Genomic DNA, 16,322 nt, shown 5'->3' on the forward strand with positions numbered 1-16,322 from the left:
AATAATAGAAAAAATTGGAATTTTGATATGAATCGGGATTGCGCGAATCAGTATTAATCCCTTAGGAGCAGAGAGCGCAATCCGGCGGCTTTGTTTTCGATCTCCTGCCACTCCTGCTCCGGGTCAGAGCCGCTGACAATGCCCGCTCCGGCGTAAAGCCGCAGAGCGTCTTCCTGTACGCGCGCCGAGCGCAGCGCCACGCAGAATTCGCTTTGTTCGGGGGATAAATACCCGGCCGAACCGGCGTACCACTCGCGGTTAAAGGGTTCAACGTGCTGAATAAACTCGCGCGCTGGCTGTCGCGGAAGCCCGGCAACCGCCGCCGTCGGCTGTAGCACGTGCAGGCACAGCTCATCGTCGGCCTGCTTGAGCTCGGTCCAGATACAGCGGCGTAAGTGCTGCACTTTGCGCAGGCGGACGACCTGAGCCGGCAACACCTCCAGCGTCTGCGTATGGTGTTGAAGACGCTGGCAGATATCTTCCACCACCAGCATATTTTCGCGCTGGTTTTTATCGTCATTCAGCAGCCACTCGCCCAGACGCTGCGCCTGTTTATCGTCAGTATGGCTGGCGACGGTGCCCGCCAACGCTTCGGTGCGCAGCAGATTGCCGCGCCGCCGCCAGAGACGCTCGGGCGTGGAGCCGAGAAACGCGTTGCTGGCGTCGAATATCATGCAGAAATGATAGCAGTTTAAATTCAGGGCGCGGCTGGCGGCCATCAGCGCGACGGGGTTAACGCGCTGTTTACACTGCAGGTCGGTGGCTCGGGCGAGAACGACCTTTTCGAAATCACCGCGTGCAATTGTCTCTGTCGCTTTGCCGATAAGGCTAAGCCATTGCGGTTTTTCCGGGTGATGGGTTTCGCGCTCAACCTGCACGGAGAGCGGACGGATCGGTCTGGCGGGAAGCAGTTGCTGTAAGAACGCCCGCGCGGTGTCTGCATCGTCCTCAAGCGAGCTGTCGCTCCACAGCTGCAGACGCAACGTGGCGTTGCCAGCGGTACGTCGCCACAGCAGACGCGGTAAAAAGAGGCTGCCCTGCTCCGGGTTAAACGCGTTCAGGCCGCAGATTCGGGTATCTTCAGGGGCGTGTTGCGCACTTAAAAACTGCGAGGCTAACGCCAGAGAGGAGAATTGGACGACCGCTCCCAGCGCGGCCAGCTCTTCATCGCCGTTACGCTGTTGCCAGTAAAACTGAGGATAGCACTGCTGCTCGCCCAGCCAGGCAAGGGGATCGAAGGCATCGTTTAACGGGAAAGAGACGTCGAAATGACGCAGGCCGGATGTGGCAGGTAACGCTTGCGAAAGATGGCTACGTAATTGTTCCAGCGCGAGGAAAATCGAATTCACGCGAACCTCTCCCTGTTAAAACCTCATATTATACGGGGTACCATAAGAAATATCAGTACCCACGTATAGGGAGTGGTTAAACGGCTTAACGACGGGCCAGCAGCAGACCCAGCACCAGCCCTACGGCTGCGCCCACCCCAATGCCCTGCCACGGTTTTTCATGGACGTAATCATCGGCACGATAAACCGCTTTTTTGGCGCGGTAGTAGTAAGTATCAGACGCATGGCTGACGCGGTTTTTAACGTCGTGGAGCGCCTGCTCGGCACGGGCTTTCAGCTCGATATATTTCTGATCGGCAGGGTCGCCCGAGGAACGTAACACCTCTTCCAGCGTTTCGCTCAGTAAGGTCAGGTCGTCGTCGATACGGGTATCCCAGGATTGAAATGACATATTTTTCTCCATGTTAGTACACCAGTCCGCTAACTATAGACAACGACGCGCCATTACGCCTGTTTCGCTTCCCGCGCCATGCCGATGTGCGGAATACCGTCTTCGTCGTACACCTCGGTGACCGGCATAAAACCGAAATGACCGTAGAAGGATTGCAGGTGCGCCTGCGCGCCCAGGTATAACGCCTTGTCCGGCCACTGTTTCTGGCATGACTCCAGCGTTTTTTCCATCAGCTGATAGCCCAGTTTCTCACCCCGAGCGTTACCGCTGATAATGACGCGGCCTATCACCACGGGCTCGACATCGTCCTCGCTTTTCAGAATCCTCGCATACGCCACCAGCTCGTTATCCTTCCAGCCGAGGATATGGCGGTTTTCGCCAACGAGGTCATCCCCGTCGATGTCCTGATACGGGCACGTCTGTTCAACCACAAACACTTCGCAGCGCAGTTTAAGCAGCGCGTAGAGCGAATGAACGGTGAGCTCACTATGATGTAAATCTTGCCACTGGATCATCTCTTTCTCCTTCCTGGGGTTCATCACGTTATACTAAACCCCTCCCCGTTCGGCAAAGGGCTGATTGCGTTATGGAACTGATTTTTCTGGGTACGTCCGCTGGCGTGCCAACCCGCTCACGAAACGTGACGGCAATTCTGCTGGATCTTAAGCACCCCACCCGCGGCGGGCTGTGGCTGTTTGACTGCGGTGAAGGGACGCAGCATCAGCTGCTGCACACCGCGTATCACCCCGGCAAGCTGGATAAAATTTTTATTACTCACCTGCACGGCGACCATCTGTTTGGCCTGCCGGGCCTGCTGTGCAGCCGCTCCATGGCCGGCAACGCCAATCCGCTGACGATTTACGGGCCTGCGGGTGTGCGTGAATTTGTTGAAACCGCGCTGCGCCTGAGCGGATCATGGACCGATTATCCGCTGGAGATCGTTGAGATTAGCGAAGGCCTGGTTTTCGATGACGGTGATTATAAGGTGAGCGCGCAGCCGCTGAATCATCCCGTTGAGTGCTATGGCTATCGCATTGAAGCGCATGACAAACCCGGCGCGCTGGACGCCGCCGCGCTGATGGCCGCGGGCGTAAAACCCGGACCGCTGTTCCAGCGCCTGAAGCACGGCGAGACCGTCACGCTGGAGGACGGTCGCGTCATCAACGGTCAGGATTATCTCGCCGCGCCCGAGCCGGGCAAGAAGCTGGCTATCTTTGGCGACACGGCCCCGTGCCCTGCCGCCCTTCAGCTTGCCCAGGGCGTTGACGTGATGGTGCACGAAGCCACGCTAGAAACGGCGATGGAAGAGAAAGCCAACGGCCGCGGCCATAGCTCAACGCGTCAGGCGGCACAGCTTGCCCGCGACGCGGGCGTCGGGAGGCTGATCGTCACTCACATCAGTTCCCGCTACGACGCGCGGGGGTGTGCAAGCCTGCTGGCAGAGTGCCTGGCAGTGTTCCCGGCGTGCGAGCTGGCCGAAGATTTCGCTAAGGTCAGCGTTTAGCCCTTCATTTTTCTCTCAGAATGCCGATAACGATTAAAAGGTCAGCATTTCTCTCGAGGGTAGAATGGATAATTTCCAGAAAGATATTGATGACAGGGCGAATCTCACCCTGTCGAACCGTTTTGAACTGTTGCTGTTCCGTCTTGGCACCTCTCTGAACGAAAATAAATCCGAGCTGTTTGGCATTAACGTCTTTAAGCTGCGTGAAATTGTGCCGATGCCGGAATTCACAAAACCCGCCGGGATGAAATCACCGCTGATGGGGATGGTGAATATTCGCGATCAGGTGATCCCGGTGATCGACCTGGCCGCCGTGGCGGGCTGTAAGCCTACCACCGGGCTGAACATCCTGCTTATCACCGAATATGCCCGCAGCGTACAGGCCTTTGCCGTGGAGTCGGTTGAAAACATCATGCGTCTGGACTGGAAGCAGGTGCACGCGGCGGAAACCGCCGTCAGCGGCCGCTATATCACCAGCATTGCCTGCCTGGATGAGAAAACGGATACCAACGATCTGGCGATGGTGCTGGACGTTGAGCAGATCCTCTATGACATCACCCCAGCCAACCACGATCTGCACGCCACCAATCTGAAAACCACCAAGTTCAACATCAAGCCGGGCGCAGTCGCGATTGTGGCGGAAGATTCCAAAGTGGCGCGTTCGATGCTGGAGAAAGGTCTACAGGCGATGGAGATCCCAGCGCAGCTGCACATCACCGGCAAAGACGCGTGGGAAAAAATTGGGGTTCTGGCCGCGCAGGCGCAGGCTGAAGGCGTTCCCATCACCGATAAGATCGCTCTGGTGCTGACCGACCTCGAAATGCCGGAGATGGACGGATTTACGCTGACGCGCAAAATCAAAACCGACCCGGTTCTGAAGGATATTCCGGTAGTGATCCACTCCTCCCTTTCCGGCAACGCCAACGAAGATCATATTCGCAAGGTGAAGGCGGACGGGTACGTGGCGAAGTTTGAGCTGAACGAGCTGTCGTCGGTGATTGAGGAAGTGCTGGATCGTTCCATGAAGAAGATTGGCGGGCCGCTTATAAGCAGGAAGCAGCTGGCTTAGGTTCTGTGCGGGCTGGTGCCCTCACCCCATCCCTCTTCCACAGGGAGAGGGCGCAAACCATAAAAAACCCGCCGAGGCGGGTTTTTTGTTTTTACATTAATGGCATCGCTCGCTGCACGATATCAATCAGCGGCTGCGGATAGATACCGAAGATCAGCACCAGCAGCGCGGAGATAAGCACCACGATACCACCGGCGCTGTACTGCCAGTTGCCTGGAGCATCGCGGTTGAGCTGCTGAGGCGCGCTCAGGTACAGGCTCACGGCCACACGCAGGTAGTAGTAGAGGCCAATCGCGGAGCCGATAACGACACCGGCAGTCAGCCACCACAGGTGCGCCTGCACACCGACGGCCAGCACGTAGAACTTACCGATAAAGCCCAGCGTCATCGGGATACCCGCCAGAGAGAGCATCATCACGGTCATTACCGCGGATAGAATTGGACGGTGCCAGAACAGACCACGGTAGGAGAACAGTGAATCGGCATCCGGACCACGGTACGGGCTGGACATCAGGCTTACCACGCCGAAGGCGCCGAGGCTGCTGAACAGGTAACCGGCCAGATACACGCCCACGGCTTCCATCGACATCTCACCGCTCTGCAGCGCAATCAGCGCCACCAGCAGGTAGCCCAGATGAGAGATGGACGAGTAGCCCAGCAGACGCTTGATGTTGGTCTGGCTCAGCGCCATCAGGTTACCGAAGATGATGGAGACGAACGCGATGATGCCCAGCACCACGCGAACGGCTTCACTATCACCCACCGGCGCGTACAGGAACAGACGCATGACCACACCGAAGATAGCGATTTTGCTCGCCGTCGCCAGGAAGGTCGACACCGGAGCAGGCGCACCCTGGTATACGTCTGGCGTCCACAGGTGGAACGGAACCAGAGAGAGCTTGAAGCCGAGGCCAACGATCATCATGCCCAGACCCGCCAGCAGCAGCGGCTCATGGAGCATGCCGTCGCCGAGGCTCTTGCCGAGCGCCATGAAGGAGAGGTTACCGGACTGAGCGTACAGCAACGCAATACCAAACAGCAGGAAGGACGACGCGGCAGCAGACAGAATGGTGTACTTGATGCTCGCTTCCAGAGAGCGCTTCTGACGGAAGGCGTAACCAATCAGGCCGAACAGCGGCAGAGAGATCAGCTCAATACCGAGGAACAGCGCGGCCAGATGGTTGGCATTCGCCAGCAGAATGCCGCCCAGCGCGGCAATCAGTACCAGCAGGTAAAACTCTTCTTTGTTGTCGTTGTAGCCTTCGAGCCACGGGTAAGCAAAGGTACAGGTTGCCAGGCTCGCCAGCAGCACCAGCCCGGTGTAGAGCATGGCGTAACCGTCAACGCGCATCAGCGGGGTGACGTCCATCGCCCCGCCCTGGCCAACAAACCAGAGTGAGACTAACGCGGCATTCAGGCCGATGACCGACAGCGTGGCATTCAGGAAGTGATTGCGTCGCCACGCAATGGAGAGCATCACAACCACCACCGTCAATCCGACGATCAGCAGCGGTAGCAGCGCGATCAGTTGTTGTGGAGTTATTGTCATGGCGAATTACGGCCTTGTAGTAGAAACAGAATTAACAAACCACTGCTGGATATTGCCCATCGCGCTGTGCGAGGTATCCAGAATCGGCTGCGGGAAGAAGCCCAACAGCACCAGCAGTACGACCAGCAGCAGGATGATGAACAGCTCACGCAGCGACATCCCCGGCAGTTCTTGTGCAGCAATTTCGCTCTTCGCTTTACCGAAGTAAGCGCGGTGCAGCATCGCCAGCGAGTACACGGAAGCAAACACCAGACCAAAGGTGGAGATCACGGTAATCACCGGTACCACTTTGAAGCTGCCGAACAGAATCATGAATTCGCCGACGAAGTTACCGGTACCCGGCATCCCCAGGGTAGCCACCGCGAAGAACATGGAGAGCGCTGGCAGCCATTTAATTTTGCTCCACAGACCACCCATCATACGCATGTCGCGGGTATGCAGACGTTCGTACAGCTGGCCGCACAGGATGAAGAGACCGGCTGCGGACAGACCGTGCGCAATCATCTGGATCACCGCGCCCTGGTACGCCAGCTGGCTGCCGGTGTAGATAGCAATCAGCACGAAGCCCATGTGGGAAACGGAGGTATAAGCAATCAGACGCTTGATGTCGTATTGCGTGAAGGCCATCCAGGCACCGTAGAAGATACCGATCACACCCAGCCACATGGCAATCGGAGCGAACTCCGCGGAGGCATTCGGGAACAGCGGCAGTGCGAAACGCAGCAGACCGTAGGCCGCCGTTTTCAGCAGGATGCCCGCCAGGTCAACGGAACCCGCCGTTGGTGCCTGGGAGTGCGCGTCTGGCAGCCAGCCGTGCAGAGGAACCACCGGCATTTTCACCGCGAAGGCAATGAAGAAGCCCAGCATCAGCAGGTATTCAACGCCGTGTGACATCGGGGTCTTCAGCAGGTCTTCGTAGTTGAAGGTCCAGGTGCCGGTTGCGTTGTGATGAACGAACACCAGCGCCAGAATGGCAATCAGCATTACCAGACCGCTCGCCTGGGTATAGATGAAGAACTTGGTTGCCGCCGTGATACGCGTTTTACCGTCGGACGCCTTGTGGCCCCACAGCGCGATCAGGAAGTACATCGGCACCAGCATCATCTCCCAGAAGAAGAAGAACAGGAACATGTCGATGGCAAGGAACACGCCGATCACGCCGCCCAGGATCCACATCAGGTTCAGGTGGAAGAAGCCCTGGTATTTTTCGATTTCTCGCCAGGAGCAGAGTACCGCCAGAACGCCAAGCAGACCGGTCAGCACCACCATCAGCAGCGACAGACCGTCAATCGCCAGGTGGATCGTAATGCCGAAACGCGGGATCCACGGCAGGATGAACTCAGACTGCCACTGCGGAATGCCCGCAGACTGGGTCAGTGAGTAACCGCCCTGCAACCACAGTTGCAGGCCAAGCGCGAGCGTCAATCCCATGGTGATCAGCGCGATCCAGCGCGGCATCTTCACGCCAAAGCGTTCGGTCTGCCAGCACAGGAAGCCGCCGATGAAGGGAATTAATATTAGCCAGGGTAGTAACATGGCGATTTACATTCCTTTTTAAGGCCCCCAGCAGGGGCCTGATTTTCAACGAATTCGAATAAAATTCACTTAACGATCAACGCAATACCATCAGCAGCGCCAGCACCACAACCGCACCGATGCTCATGGACGCCACATACCAGCGCAGGTAACCGTTCTCGCTGTACAGCAGGCCTTTACCTGCAAAGCGGGAGAGGATCGCCGGGATGTTCATCAGGCTGTTCAGCGGGTCGCGCTTCAGCAGCCACGCAACGCCCAGGAACGGCTTAACGAAGATCATGTCGTACAGCCAGTCGAAGCCCCACGCGTTGTACCACCAGGTGCCCAGCAGGCGGCCCGGCGCACTGTTGGCCACGGCAGTGACCAGCGTACGTTTGCCCAGCCACAGCCATGCCGCAATCAGGATACCCGCGATAGCGACCACACCGGAGGTGATTTCAAGCGTCAGAACGCGACCGTGCTCAAGCTCGGTGGTGTCTGGCAGTACGCCCTGCAGCGGTGGCACAATCATCGCGCCAACGAAGGTGGAGAGTACCAGCAGCACAATCAGCGGCAGGTGGTGGGTAATCCCCTTCCCTGCGTGAGCGTGAATTTGTTCTTTACCGTGGAATACGATGAAAATCATACGGAAGGTATACAGGGAGGTCATGAACGCACCGACCAGACCCGCAACCATCAGATTGATATGACCATTCGCCATGGCACCCGCAAGGATTTCGTCCTTACTGAAGAAGCCCGCGGTGATCAGCGGCAGTGCCGCCAGCGCCGCGCCGCCCACCAGGAAGCAGACATAGACCAGCGGGATGGACTTACGCAGTCCGCCCATCTTGAAGATGTTCTGCTCGTGATGGCAGGCCAGAATCACCGAACCGGATGAGAGGAACAGCAGCGCTTTGAAGAACGCGTGCGTCATCAGGTGGAAAATGGCCGCGTCCCACGCCTGAACGCCCAGCGCCAGGAACATGTAACCAATCTGGCTCATGGTGGAGTACGCGAGAACGCGCTTGATGTCGGTCTGAACCAGCGCGGCAAAGCCTGCCAGCACCAGCGTGACCGCACCGACGATACCCACCAGATGCAGAATTTCCGGAGTCATCAGGAACAGGCCATGGGTACGCGCAATCAGGTAGACACCGGCGGTAACCATGGTCGCGGCGTGGATCAGCGCGGAGACAGGGGTTGGACCCGCCATCGCGTCGGCAAGCCATGTCTGCAGCGGCAGCTGCGCGGATTTACCCACGGCACCACCCAGCAGCATCAGCGTTGCCCACCACAGCATGTTGTTGCCTGCGGCGAAGTGTGCTGGCGCCAGTTCCACCATTTCGCGGAAGTTCAGCGTGCCCAGTTCGTTGTAAAGAATGAACAGCGCGAACGCGAGGAAGACGTCACCCACGCGGGTCACGACGAACGCTTTCATGGCCGCTGCGCCATTCTTCGGATCGGTATAGTAGAAACCGATCAGCAGGTAAGAGCACAGGCCCACGCCTTCCCAGCCCAGATACATCAGCAGCAGGTTATCGGCCAGCACCAGAACGACCATGCTGGCAATAAACAGGTTGGTGTAGGCGAAGAAGCGGGAGTAACCCTCTTCACCGCGCATATACCAGGAGGCAAACATGTGGATCAGGAAGCCGACGCCGGTGACCACGGAGAGCATGGTCAGCGAGAGACCGTCCAGCACCAGGTTGAAACCGATGTTGAAATCACCGACCGACATCCAGGTCCACAGCGGCACGCTGAAAGGCTGGCGTCCGTTGTTAAAGAAGTCGATACCCGCATACGCTGTGACCAGCGCGGCCAGGCCGACAGAGCCCATGCCAACGGTCGCGGACAGATTCTCAGACCAGCGGCCGCGAGAAAACGCCAGCAGCACGAAGCCAATCAGCGGAAAAATAATGGTTAAGGCAAGCATGTTCATCCACGCAACTCACTTACTGAATCGATGTTCAGATTCTGGCGGCGACGATGGAGCTGCAGCAACAGCGCCAGGCCAATACTCGCTTCAGCAGCCGCGAGGCTGATGGCGAGAATGTACATCACCTGACCATCGGTCTGGCCCCAGTAGCTTCCGGCGACCACGAAGGCCAGCGCGGAGGCGTTAATCATGATTTCCAGGCCGATCAGCATAAACAGCAGATTGCGGCGGATAACCAGACCGGTCAGACCCAGAACGAATAAAATCGCAGCGAGGATCAGTCCATGTGTTAAGGGGATCATGCGCGCTCCTCCGTTTTTCTTTTCGCGCGGTCGTCAGTGCGGTTGCTCAGCACCTCGCCAGCACGCTCTTCGCGGCCAACGTGGAAAGCCACCACCAGGCCTGCCAGCAGCAGCATAGAGGCCAGTTCCACCGCCAGAACGTATGGGCCAAAGAGCGTGATACCCACCTCTTTCGCACCAATTGGCGTGCCGTCGATGCCCTGATCGTTCACGCCCAGAATGGCGTAAACGATCACCACCAGCATGATGGCCGACAAAATTGCCGGGCCAATCCACACCTGCGGTTTTAACCACTGACGTTCCTGCTCAATTTCAGAGCCGCCCAGGTTCAGCATCATCACGACGAACACGAACAGCACCATGATGGCCCCGGCGTAAACGATGATCTCCAGCGCACCGGCGAAGTGCGCGCCCAGTGCGAAGAACACCCCGGAAATAGCCAGCAGCGAAATGATTAAGTACAGCAGCGCATGCACCGGATTGGTGTGCGTAATCACTCGCAGCGTAGCCAGGATGGCGATAAGGCCACAGATATAAAAAGCGAATTCCATTGCCCTCTCCTTACGGTAACAGGCTCTTGACGTCGATAGGCTTAGCTTCGTTCTCTGCTTCGCCCTTATCTTTGCCGTCGATTGCCATACCCGCCATCCGGTAGAAGTTATATTCCGGGTATTTGCCCGGACCGGAAATCAGCAGATCCTCTTTCTCGTACACCAGGTCCTGACGCTTGTACTCACCCAACTCGAAGTCTGGAGTCAGCTGAATCGCCGTGGTTGGGCACGCTTCTTCACACAGACCGCAGAAGATGCAGCGTGAGAAGTTGATGCGGAAGAACTCAGGGTACCAGCGGCCGTCTACCGTCTCGGCTTTCTGCAGAGAGATACAGCCGACCGGACACGCTACCGCACACAGGTTACAGGCAACGCAGCGCTCGGAACCGTCCGGGTCGCGCGTCAGCACGATACGGCCACGGTAGCGCGGCGGCAGATATACCGGCTCTTCCGGGTACATCCGGGTTTCGCGTTTAGCAAACGCGTGCAGGCCGATCATCCAGATACTGCGTACCTGGGTACCGAAACCTACCAGTAATTCTTTTAAGGTCATGGTCTATAGCCCCTTATGGCTGCTGCCAGAGAATGACAGCTGCCGTTACCAACAAGTTGACGAGCGTCAGCGGCAGGCACACTTTCCAGCCGAAGGACATTACCTGGTCATAACGTGGACGCGGTAACGCTGCGCGAATCAAAATGAACATCATCATGAAGAACGCGGTTTTCAGCGCGAACCAGATGAACGGCGGTAAGAACGGGCCATGCCAGCCACCAAAGAACAGCGTTACCATCAACGCGGAAATGGTGACGATACCGATGTACTCGCCCACAAAGAACAGACCGAACTTCATGCCGGAATATTCAATGTGGTAACCGTCGGCCAGTTCCTGTTCGGCTTCCGGCTGGTCAAACGGGTGACGGTGACACACGGCCACGCCCGCGATAGCAAAGGTAATAAACCCAAAGAACTGCGGGATAACGTTCCAGATGTCGGCCTGGTTGTTGACGATGTCGGTCATGTTGAATGAACCGGCCTGCGCCACCACGCCCATCAGGGAGAGCCCCAGGAACACTTCGTAGCTCAGCGTCTGCGCGGAAGCACGCATCGCACCCAGCAGCGAGTATTTGTTGTTACTGGACCAGCCTGCGAACAGGACCGCGTAAACCGCGAGACCTGCCATCATCAGGAAGAACAGAATGCCGATGTTCAGGTCAGCGACCACCCAGGTCGGGCTGACCGGAACGATAGCAAACGCCAGCAGCAGCGAGGTGAAGGCGATCATCGGTGCCAGAGTAAAGATCACGCGATCCGAGAAGCGCGGGATCCAGTCCTCTTTAAAGAACATCTTGATCATGTCCGCGACCAGCTGGAGTGAACCACCCCAGCCCACGCGGTTCGGTCCGTAACGGTTCTGGAACAGACCGAGAAGACGACGTTCACCAAAGCTCATGAACGCGCCGCAGGTGACCACCACCAGCAGGATCACAATCGCTTTCAGAATGCTCAGCAGGATGTCGATAAGATCCGGCGTTAACCAACTCATGCTTTTGCCTCCTGCAGATTATCAAGACGCGCACCCGCCAGAACCGGCGCGATGCCAGGCATACCCATCGGCAGACCGACCTGCCCTGCTGTCAGATTTTCAGAAATAATCAGCGGCAGGCTGATGGTCTGGCCGTCATAGCTAAAGGCGATGTTCGCGCCCGCGTTAACGCCAAGCTTCGCGGCATCCGCCGGGTTGAGCTTGATGTACGGCTGCGGCATACGGGTCTGGAAGACCGGTGAACGCTGGGACAGCTCGTCGCTACCGAACAGGTGGTAGTACGGGGCAATACGCCAGCTACCGTCCTGCGCCTGGAAGCTCGCCGGTACGGTGGTGAAGAAGTCCAGACCGGTTTCGGAAGCTTCAATCAGACGCACGCCCGGATCGCCGTGGCGCAGGGAGCCGCCCACTTCAGCCTGGAACTTGTTCCACGCCTGCGGGGAGTTCCAGCCCGGAGCCCATGCGAACGGAATTTGCGAACGCGGGGCAGACGGCTGGTTGTTCCCTTCCATGGAGAAGGCGAACATGGTGTCTTTATCCTGCGGCTGGCGCGGTTCGTGCACGCTGATGTTGGCACGCATCGCGGTACGGCCGCTGTAGCGGTGCGGTTCACGCGCCAGCTTCTGGCCGCGGATGCGGAAGCTTGCTTCAGGTGCGGCATCTTTAATGCCTGCCAGCTGAGGCAGTTTTTCCACCACCGCGTCGATAACGTGGTCGAGCTGCGTCCAGTCCACTTCACGGCTCTGCACGGTGCTGTGCAGGGAGTGCAGCCAGCGCCAGCTTTCCAGCATCACGGTGTTGCTGTCGTAGTACGCCGGGTCATAAACCTGGAAGAAACGCTGGGCGCGGCCTTCGTTGTTGATAACGGTACCGTCGCTTTCTGCGAAGCTTGCCGCAGAGAGCACCAGATGCGCTTTGTCCATGATCGCGGTGCGCTGATGGTCAATCACCATCACCAGCGGCGCTTTGGAGAGCGCGGCGTCAACGCGGGCGGCAGAGGCGTGGCGATGCAGGTCGTTTTCCAGCACCACCACGGCGTCAGCGGCACCGGATTCCAGTTCGCTCAACGCGGCTTCCAGCGAGCCGCCGCCGATCATGCCCAGACCAATGCTGTTCACCGCACGGGCAATCATGGTCACGCCGACGTCTGCACCGCGGCCTTTCAGGGCTTTGGCAACGTTCGCGGCGGCCTGAATGATTTCAGCGCTACCGGCGTTGGTTCCGGAGATAATCAGCGGTTTCTTCGCACCTGCGAGGGCCTGAACAATCACGTCGACCTTGTTTTGCAGGTCGCGATCCAGCTCAACGGCCGGTGAGCTGTTGTCCAGCGCGTGGGCAATGGCAAAGCCAAGACGCGCCTGGTCTTCAACCGGCGCGCAGTAGGTCCACGCCGCGATATCGTCCAGACGGGTATTGTCGACGTTAGTCACAAACAGAGGATGCTTCGCACGCTGGCCGATGTTGAGGATCGCCGCAATCTGCCAGTCAGCCACTTTCTGCGCCGCTGCCATTTCACGTGCTTTACCCTTCACCGCTTGACGAACCGCCAGAGCCGCGCGGGCGCCGGTCTGCGTCAGGTCTTCACCCAGCACCAGGACCGCATCATAGGATTCAATTTCGCGCAGCGCAGGGGTATGGATACCGCCTTCACGCAGCACTTTCAGTACCAGCTGCAGACGTTCCTGCTCGCCCTGGGCGATGCCGGTATAGAAGTTTTCCGCCCCGACCAGCTCGCGCAGCGCGAAGTTGCTTTCGATGCTGGCGCGCGGGGAGCCGATACCGATCACTTTCTTCGACTGGCGCAGGATATCTGCCGCGCCCTGCATCGCCTGTTCAGCGTTCAGGGTAATGAAGTCGTCGCCACGGCGCTGAACCGGCTGACGCGGACGGTCTTTCAGGTTCACATAGCCATAGCCGAAACGACCGCGGTCGCACAGGAAGTAGTGGTTAACGGTACCGTTGTAACGGTTTTCGATACGACGCAGTTCGCCGTAGCGCTCACCCGGACTGGTGTTACAACCGAGGGAACACTGCTGGCAGATGCTTGGCGCAAACTGCATGTCCCATTTACGGTTGTAACGCTCGGAGTGGGTTTTATCCGTGAATACGCCGGTCGGACAGATTTCTACCAGGTTACCGGAGAATTCGCTCTCCAGCACGCCGTCTTCCGGACGGCCGAAGTAGACGTTGTCGTGTGCGCCATACACGCCCAGATCCTGACCATCCGCGTAGTCTTTGTAGTAACGCACGCAGCGGTAGCAGGCGATGCAGCGGTTCATTTCGTGAGAGATGAACGGCCCCAGATCCTGGTTACGGTGGGTACGCTTGGTAAAGCGATAGCGACGGAAGCTGTGACCGGTCATCACGGTCATATCCTGAAGGTGGCAGTTACCGCCCTCTTCACAAACCGGACAGTCGTGCGGGTGGTTGGTCATCAACCACTCCACCACGCTTTCGCGGAACTGTTTGGCTTCTTCGTCATCAATCGAAATAAAGGTGCCTTCGGTGGCTGGCGTCATACAGGACATCACCAGGCGACCACGCGTGTCTTCCGCGTTTTGATATTGCTTCACCGCACACTGGCGGCAAGCACCGACGCTGCCCAGCGCCGGATGCCAGCAAAAGTACGGAATATCGAGGCCAAGAGACAGACAAGCTTCCAGCAGGTTGTCCGCCCCGTTGACTTCGTATTCTTTGCCGTCTACATGAATCGTAGCCATTAGCATGCTTCCAGTTGGCTCAGTCGAAACCGAGCGTTAATCAAAATTCTTGTCGTTACCAGCGCGCTTTCAGCAGGTTCGGCTGAATACCATTGATCGAATGGGTATTGCTGAACGGCTGCTTGATGCCTGCTTCGAATTCGTCGCGGAAATATTTAATCGCGCTCTGCAGCGGCTCGACGGCACCCGGTGCGTGGGCGCAGAAGGTTTTACCTGGCCCTAAGAATCGACACAGTTGCTCAAGTGTCTCGATATCGCCAGGCTGGCCTTCGCCGCGCTCGATGGCGCGCAGGATCTTCACACTCCACGGCAGACCGTCACGGCACGGTGTACACCAGCCGCAGGACTCGCGAGCAAAGAACTCTTCCAGGTTACGTACCAGCGAGACCATGCCGATCTCGTGATCGACAGCCATCGCCAGCGCCGTACCCAGACGGCTGCCTGCTTTACCAATGCTTTCGAATTCCATCGGCAGGTCAAGGTGGGCTTCGGTCAGGAAGTCTGTCCCTGCCCCGCCCGGCTGCCAGGCTTTAAATTTCAGGCCATCGCGCATGCCGCCGGCGTAGTCTTCAAGAATTTCGCGTGCGGTGGTACCGAACGGCAGTTCCCAGACGCCAGGGTTTTTAACGCGACCGGAGAAGCCCATCAGCTTGGTACCGGCATCTTTGCTTGAGGAGATGCCCTGATACCACTCCACGCCGTTGGCGAGGATAGCCGGAACGTTACACAGGGTTTCGACGTTGTTTACGCAGGTCGGTTTACCCCACACGCCGGAGCTTGCCGGGAACGGTGGCTTGGAACGTGGGTTCGCACGGCGGCCTTCCAGGGAGTTAATCAGCGCAGTTTCTTCACCGCAGATGTAACGCCCGGCACCAGTGTGCACGAACAGTTCGAAGTCAAACCCGGTACCCAGGATGTTTTTACCCAGAAGGCCGGCTTCAGTGGCTTCGGCAATCGCGCGACGCAGGTTTTCCGCCGCTTCGATGTACTCACCGCGCAGGAAGATGTAGCCACGGTACGCTTTCAGCGCAAACGCGGAGATCAGCATGCCTTCCACCAGCAGGTGCGGCAGCTGCTCCATCAGCAGGCGGTCTTTATAGGTGCCTGGCTCCATTTCATCGGCGTTACACAGCAGGTAACGGATGTTCATGGATTCGTCTTTCGGCATCAGGCTCCACTTCAGACCAGTGGAGAAGCCCGCACCGCCGCGGCCTTTCAGACCGGAATCTTTCACCGCATTAACGATGTCGTCCGGCGCCATGCCGCCGAGGGCTTTACGCGCACCGGCATAGCCGTTTTTGCTCTGGTATTCGTCGAGCCATACCGGCTGTTTGTCATCGCGCAGACGCCAGGTCAGCGGATGCGTCTCAGCAGTACGAATTACAGTTTTCATTTGTACTGCTCCAGCAGGTCAGGAATCGCTTCCGGCGTCAGATGGCTGTGAGTGTCCTCATCAATCATCATGGTCGGCCCCTTGTCGCAGTTACCCAGGCAGCAGGTTGGCAGCAGAGTAAAGCGTCCATCGAACGTGGTCTGGCCCGGCTTAATATTGAGCTTTTTCTCAATCGCAGCCTGAATGCCCTGATAGCCGGTAATGTGGCAGACGACGCTGTCACAGTAGCGGATCACATGGCGGCCTACCGGCTGACGGAAGATCTGGCTGTAGAACGTGGCTACGCCCTCTACGTCACTTGCCGGAATGCCCAGCACTTTTGCGATCTCGTAAATCGCCCCATCCGGCACCCAACCACGCTGTTTCTGTACGATTTTCAGCGCTTCAATGGACGCCGCACGCGGGTCTTCGTAGTGGTGCATCTCGTGCTCAATGGCGGCACGCTCTGCTTCACTCAGCTCAAAAGCCTCGGTTTGTGGTTGTTGATTCTCGTGCATAA

General features: G+C 57.9%; 15 protein-coding genes. 2 read left to right on the forward strand and 13 right to left on the reverse strand.

The features are described from left to right. Positions 1 to 53: 53 nt before the first annotated feature. The 3 genes from menF to ACTJI7_RS09725 all read right to left on the reverse strand — a co-directional run bounded on the left by menF (position 54) and on the right by ACTJI7_RS09725 (position 2,255). Positions 54 to 1,349: an isochorismate synthase MenF gene (gene menF / locus ACTJI7_RS09715; RefSeq protein ID WP_048960709.1), complete on the reverse strand. Its 1,296-nt coding sequence runs from the start codon at positions 1,347 to 1,349 to the stop codon at positions 54 to 56. A gap of 85 nt (positions 1,350 to 1,434) precedes the next feature. Continuing rightward, entirely contained in the window at positions 1,435 to 1,740 is a 306-nt protein-coding gene (gene elaB, locus ACTJI7_RS09720; RefSeq protein WP_028013924.1) for a stress response protein ElaB, read from the reverse strand. 53 nt (positions 1,741 to 1,793) lie between these two features. After that, complete coding sequence (locus tag ACTJI7_RS09725; protein WP_045259696.1) at positions 1,794 to 2,255, reverse strand: GNAT family N-acetyltransferase; 462 nt, start codon at positions 2,253 to 2,255, stop codon at positions 1,794 to 1,796. A 71-nt stretch (positions 2,256 to 2,326) separates the two neighbouring features. Between ACTJI7_RS09725 and rbn the strand changes: the two genes are divergently transcribed. Then, positions 2,327 to 3,244, forward strand: a complete 918-nt coding sequence (gene rbn, locus ACTJI7_RS09730) for a ribonuclease BN (RefSeq protein WP_440670151.1) — start codon at positions 2,327 to 2,329, stop codon at positions 3,242 to 3,244. A gap of 64 nt (positions 3,245 to 3,308) precedes the next feature. Beyond that, on the forward strand, positions 3,309 to 4,313 hold the full coding sequence (locus ACTJI7_RS09735; RefSeq protein WP_028013927.1) for a chemotaxis protein: 1,005 nt from the start codon (positions 3,309 to 3,311) through the stop codon (positions 4,311 to 4,313). 91 nt (positions 4,314 to 4,404) lie between these two features. Here ACTJI7_RS09735 and nuoN read toward each other — a convergent pair whose 3' ends face one another. The 10 genes from nuoN to nuoE all read right to left on the reverse strand — a co-directional run bounded on the left by nuoN (position 4,405) and on the right by nuoE (position 16,320). Further along, on the reverse strand, positions 4,405 to 5,862 hold the full coding sequence (gene nuoN, locus ACTJI7_RS09740; RefSeq protein WP_028013929.1) for an NADH-quinone oxidoreductase subunit NuoN: 1,458 nt from the start codon (positions 5,860 to 5,862) through the stop codon (positions 4,405 to 4,407). A 6-nt stretch (positions 5,863 to 5,868) separates the two neighbouring features. Next, entirely contained in the window at positions 5,869 to 7,398 is a 1,530-nt protein-coding gene (gene nuoM, locus ACTJI7_RS09745) for an NADH-quinone oxidoreductase subunit M (protein ID WP_008500214.1), read from the reverse strand. A gap of 76 nt (positions 7,399 to 7,474) precedes the next feature. Continuing rightward, entirely contained in the window at positions 7,475 to 9,316 is a 1,842-nt protein-coding gene (nuoL, locus tag ACTJI7_RS09750; protein WP_045629894.1) for an NADH-quinone oxidoreductase subunit L, read from the reverse strand. Next, positions 9,313 to 9,615: an NADH-quinone oxidoreductase subunit NuoK gene (gene nuoK / locus ACTJI7_RS09755; RefSeq protein WP_003861496.1), complete on the reverse strand. Its 303-nt coding sequence runs from the start codon at positions 9,613 to 9,615 to the stop codon at positions 9,313 to 9,315. The genes nuoL and nuoK overlap by 4 nt, the downstream gene beginning before the upstream one ends. Next, positions 9,612 to 10,166: an NADH-quinone oxidoreductase subunit J gene (nuoJ, locus tag ACTJI7_RS09760; protein ID WP_008500212.1), complete on the reverse strand. Its 555-nt coding sequence runs from the start codon at positions 10,164 to 10,166 to the stop codon at positions 9,612 to 9,614. The genes nuoK and nuoJ overlap by 4 nt, the downstream gene beginning before the upstream one ends. Before the next feature lie 10 nt (positions 10,167 to 10,176). After that, positions 10,177 to 10,719, reverse strand: coding sequence for an NADH-quinone oxidoreductase subunit NuoI (gene nuoI, locus ACTJI7_RS09765; protein ID WP_003861491.1), 543 nt, complete (start codon positions 10,717 to 10,719; stop codon positions 10,177 to 10,179). Positions 10,720 to 10,732: 13 nt separating this feature from the next. Then, positions 10,733 to 11,710, reverse strand: coding sequence for an NADH-quinone oxidoreductase subunit NuoH (gene nuoH, locus ACTJI7_RS09770; RefSeq protein ID WP_008500211.1), 978 nt, complete (start codon positions 11,708 to 11,710; stop codon positions 10,733 to 10,735). Next, positions 11,707 to 14,430 carry an NADH-quinone oxidoreductase subunit NuoG gene (nuoG, locus tag ACTJI7_RS09775; RefSeq protein WP_440670149.1) on the reverse strand — a complete coding sequence of 908 codons (2,724 nt, stop codon included), beginning with the start codon at positions 14,428 to 14,430 and terminating at the stop codon, positions 11,707 to 11,709. Before nuoG ends, nuoH begins: the two co-directional genes overlap by 4 nt. A 55-nt stretch (positions 14,431 to 14,485) precedes the next feature. Further along, positions 14,486 to 15,823 (reverse strand): NADH-quinone oxidoreductase subunit NuoF, encoded by a 1,338-nt coding sequence (gene nuoF / locus ACTJI7_RS09780; RefSeq protein WP_006811381.1) that lies wholly within the window; start codon positions 15,821 to 15,823, stop codon positions 14,486 to 14,488. Then, on the reverse strand, positions 15,820 to 16,320 hold the full coding sequence (gene nuoE / locus ACTJI7_RS09785) for an NADH-quinone oxidoreductase subunit NuoE (RefSeq protein WP_006176513.1): 501 nt from the start codon (positions 16,318 to 16,320) through the stop codon (positions 15,820 to 15,822). Before nuoE ends, nuoF begins: the two co-directional genes overlap by 4 nt. Between the last annotated feature and the right edge of the window lie 2 nt (positions 16,321 to 16,322).

It is taken from the genome of Enterobacter sp. 22499, from assembly GCF_052044815.1.
Classification (GTDB): Bacteria; Pseudomonadota; Gammaproteobacteria; order Enterobacterales; family Enterobacteriaceae; genus Enterobacter; species Enterobacter bugandensis.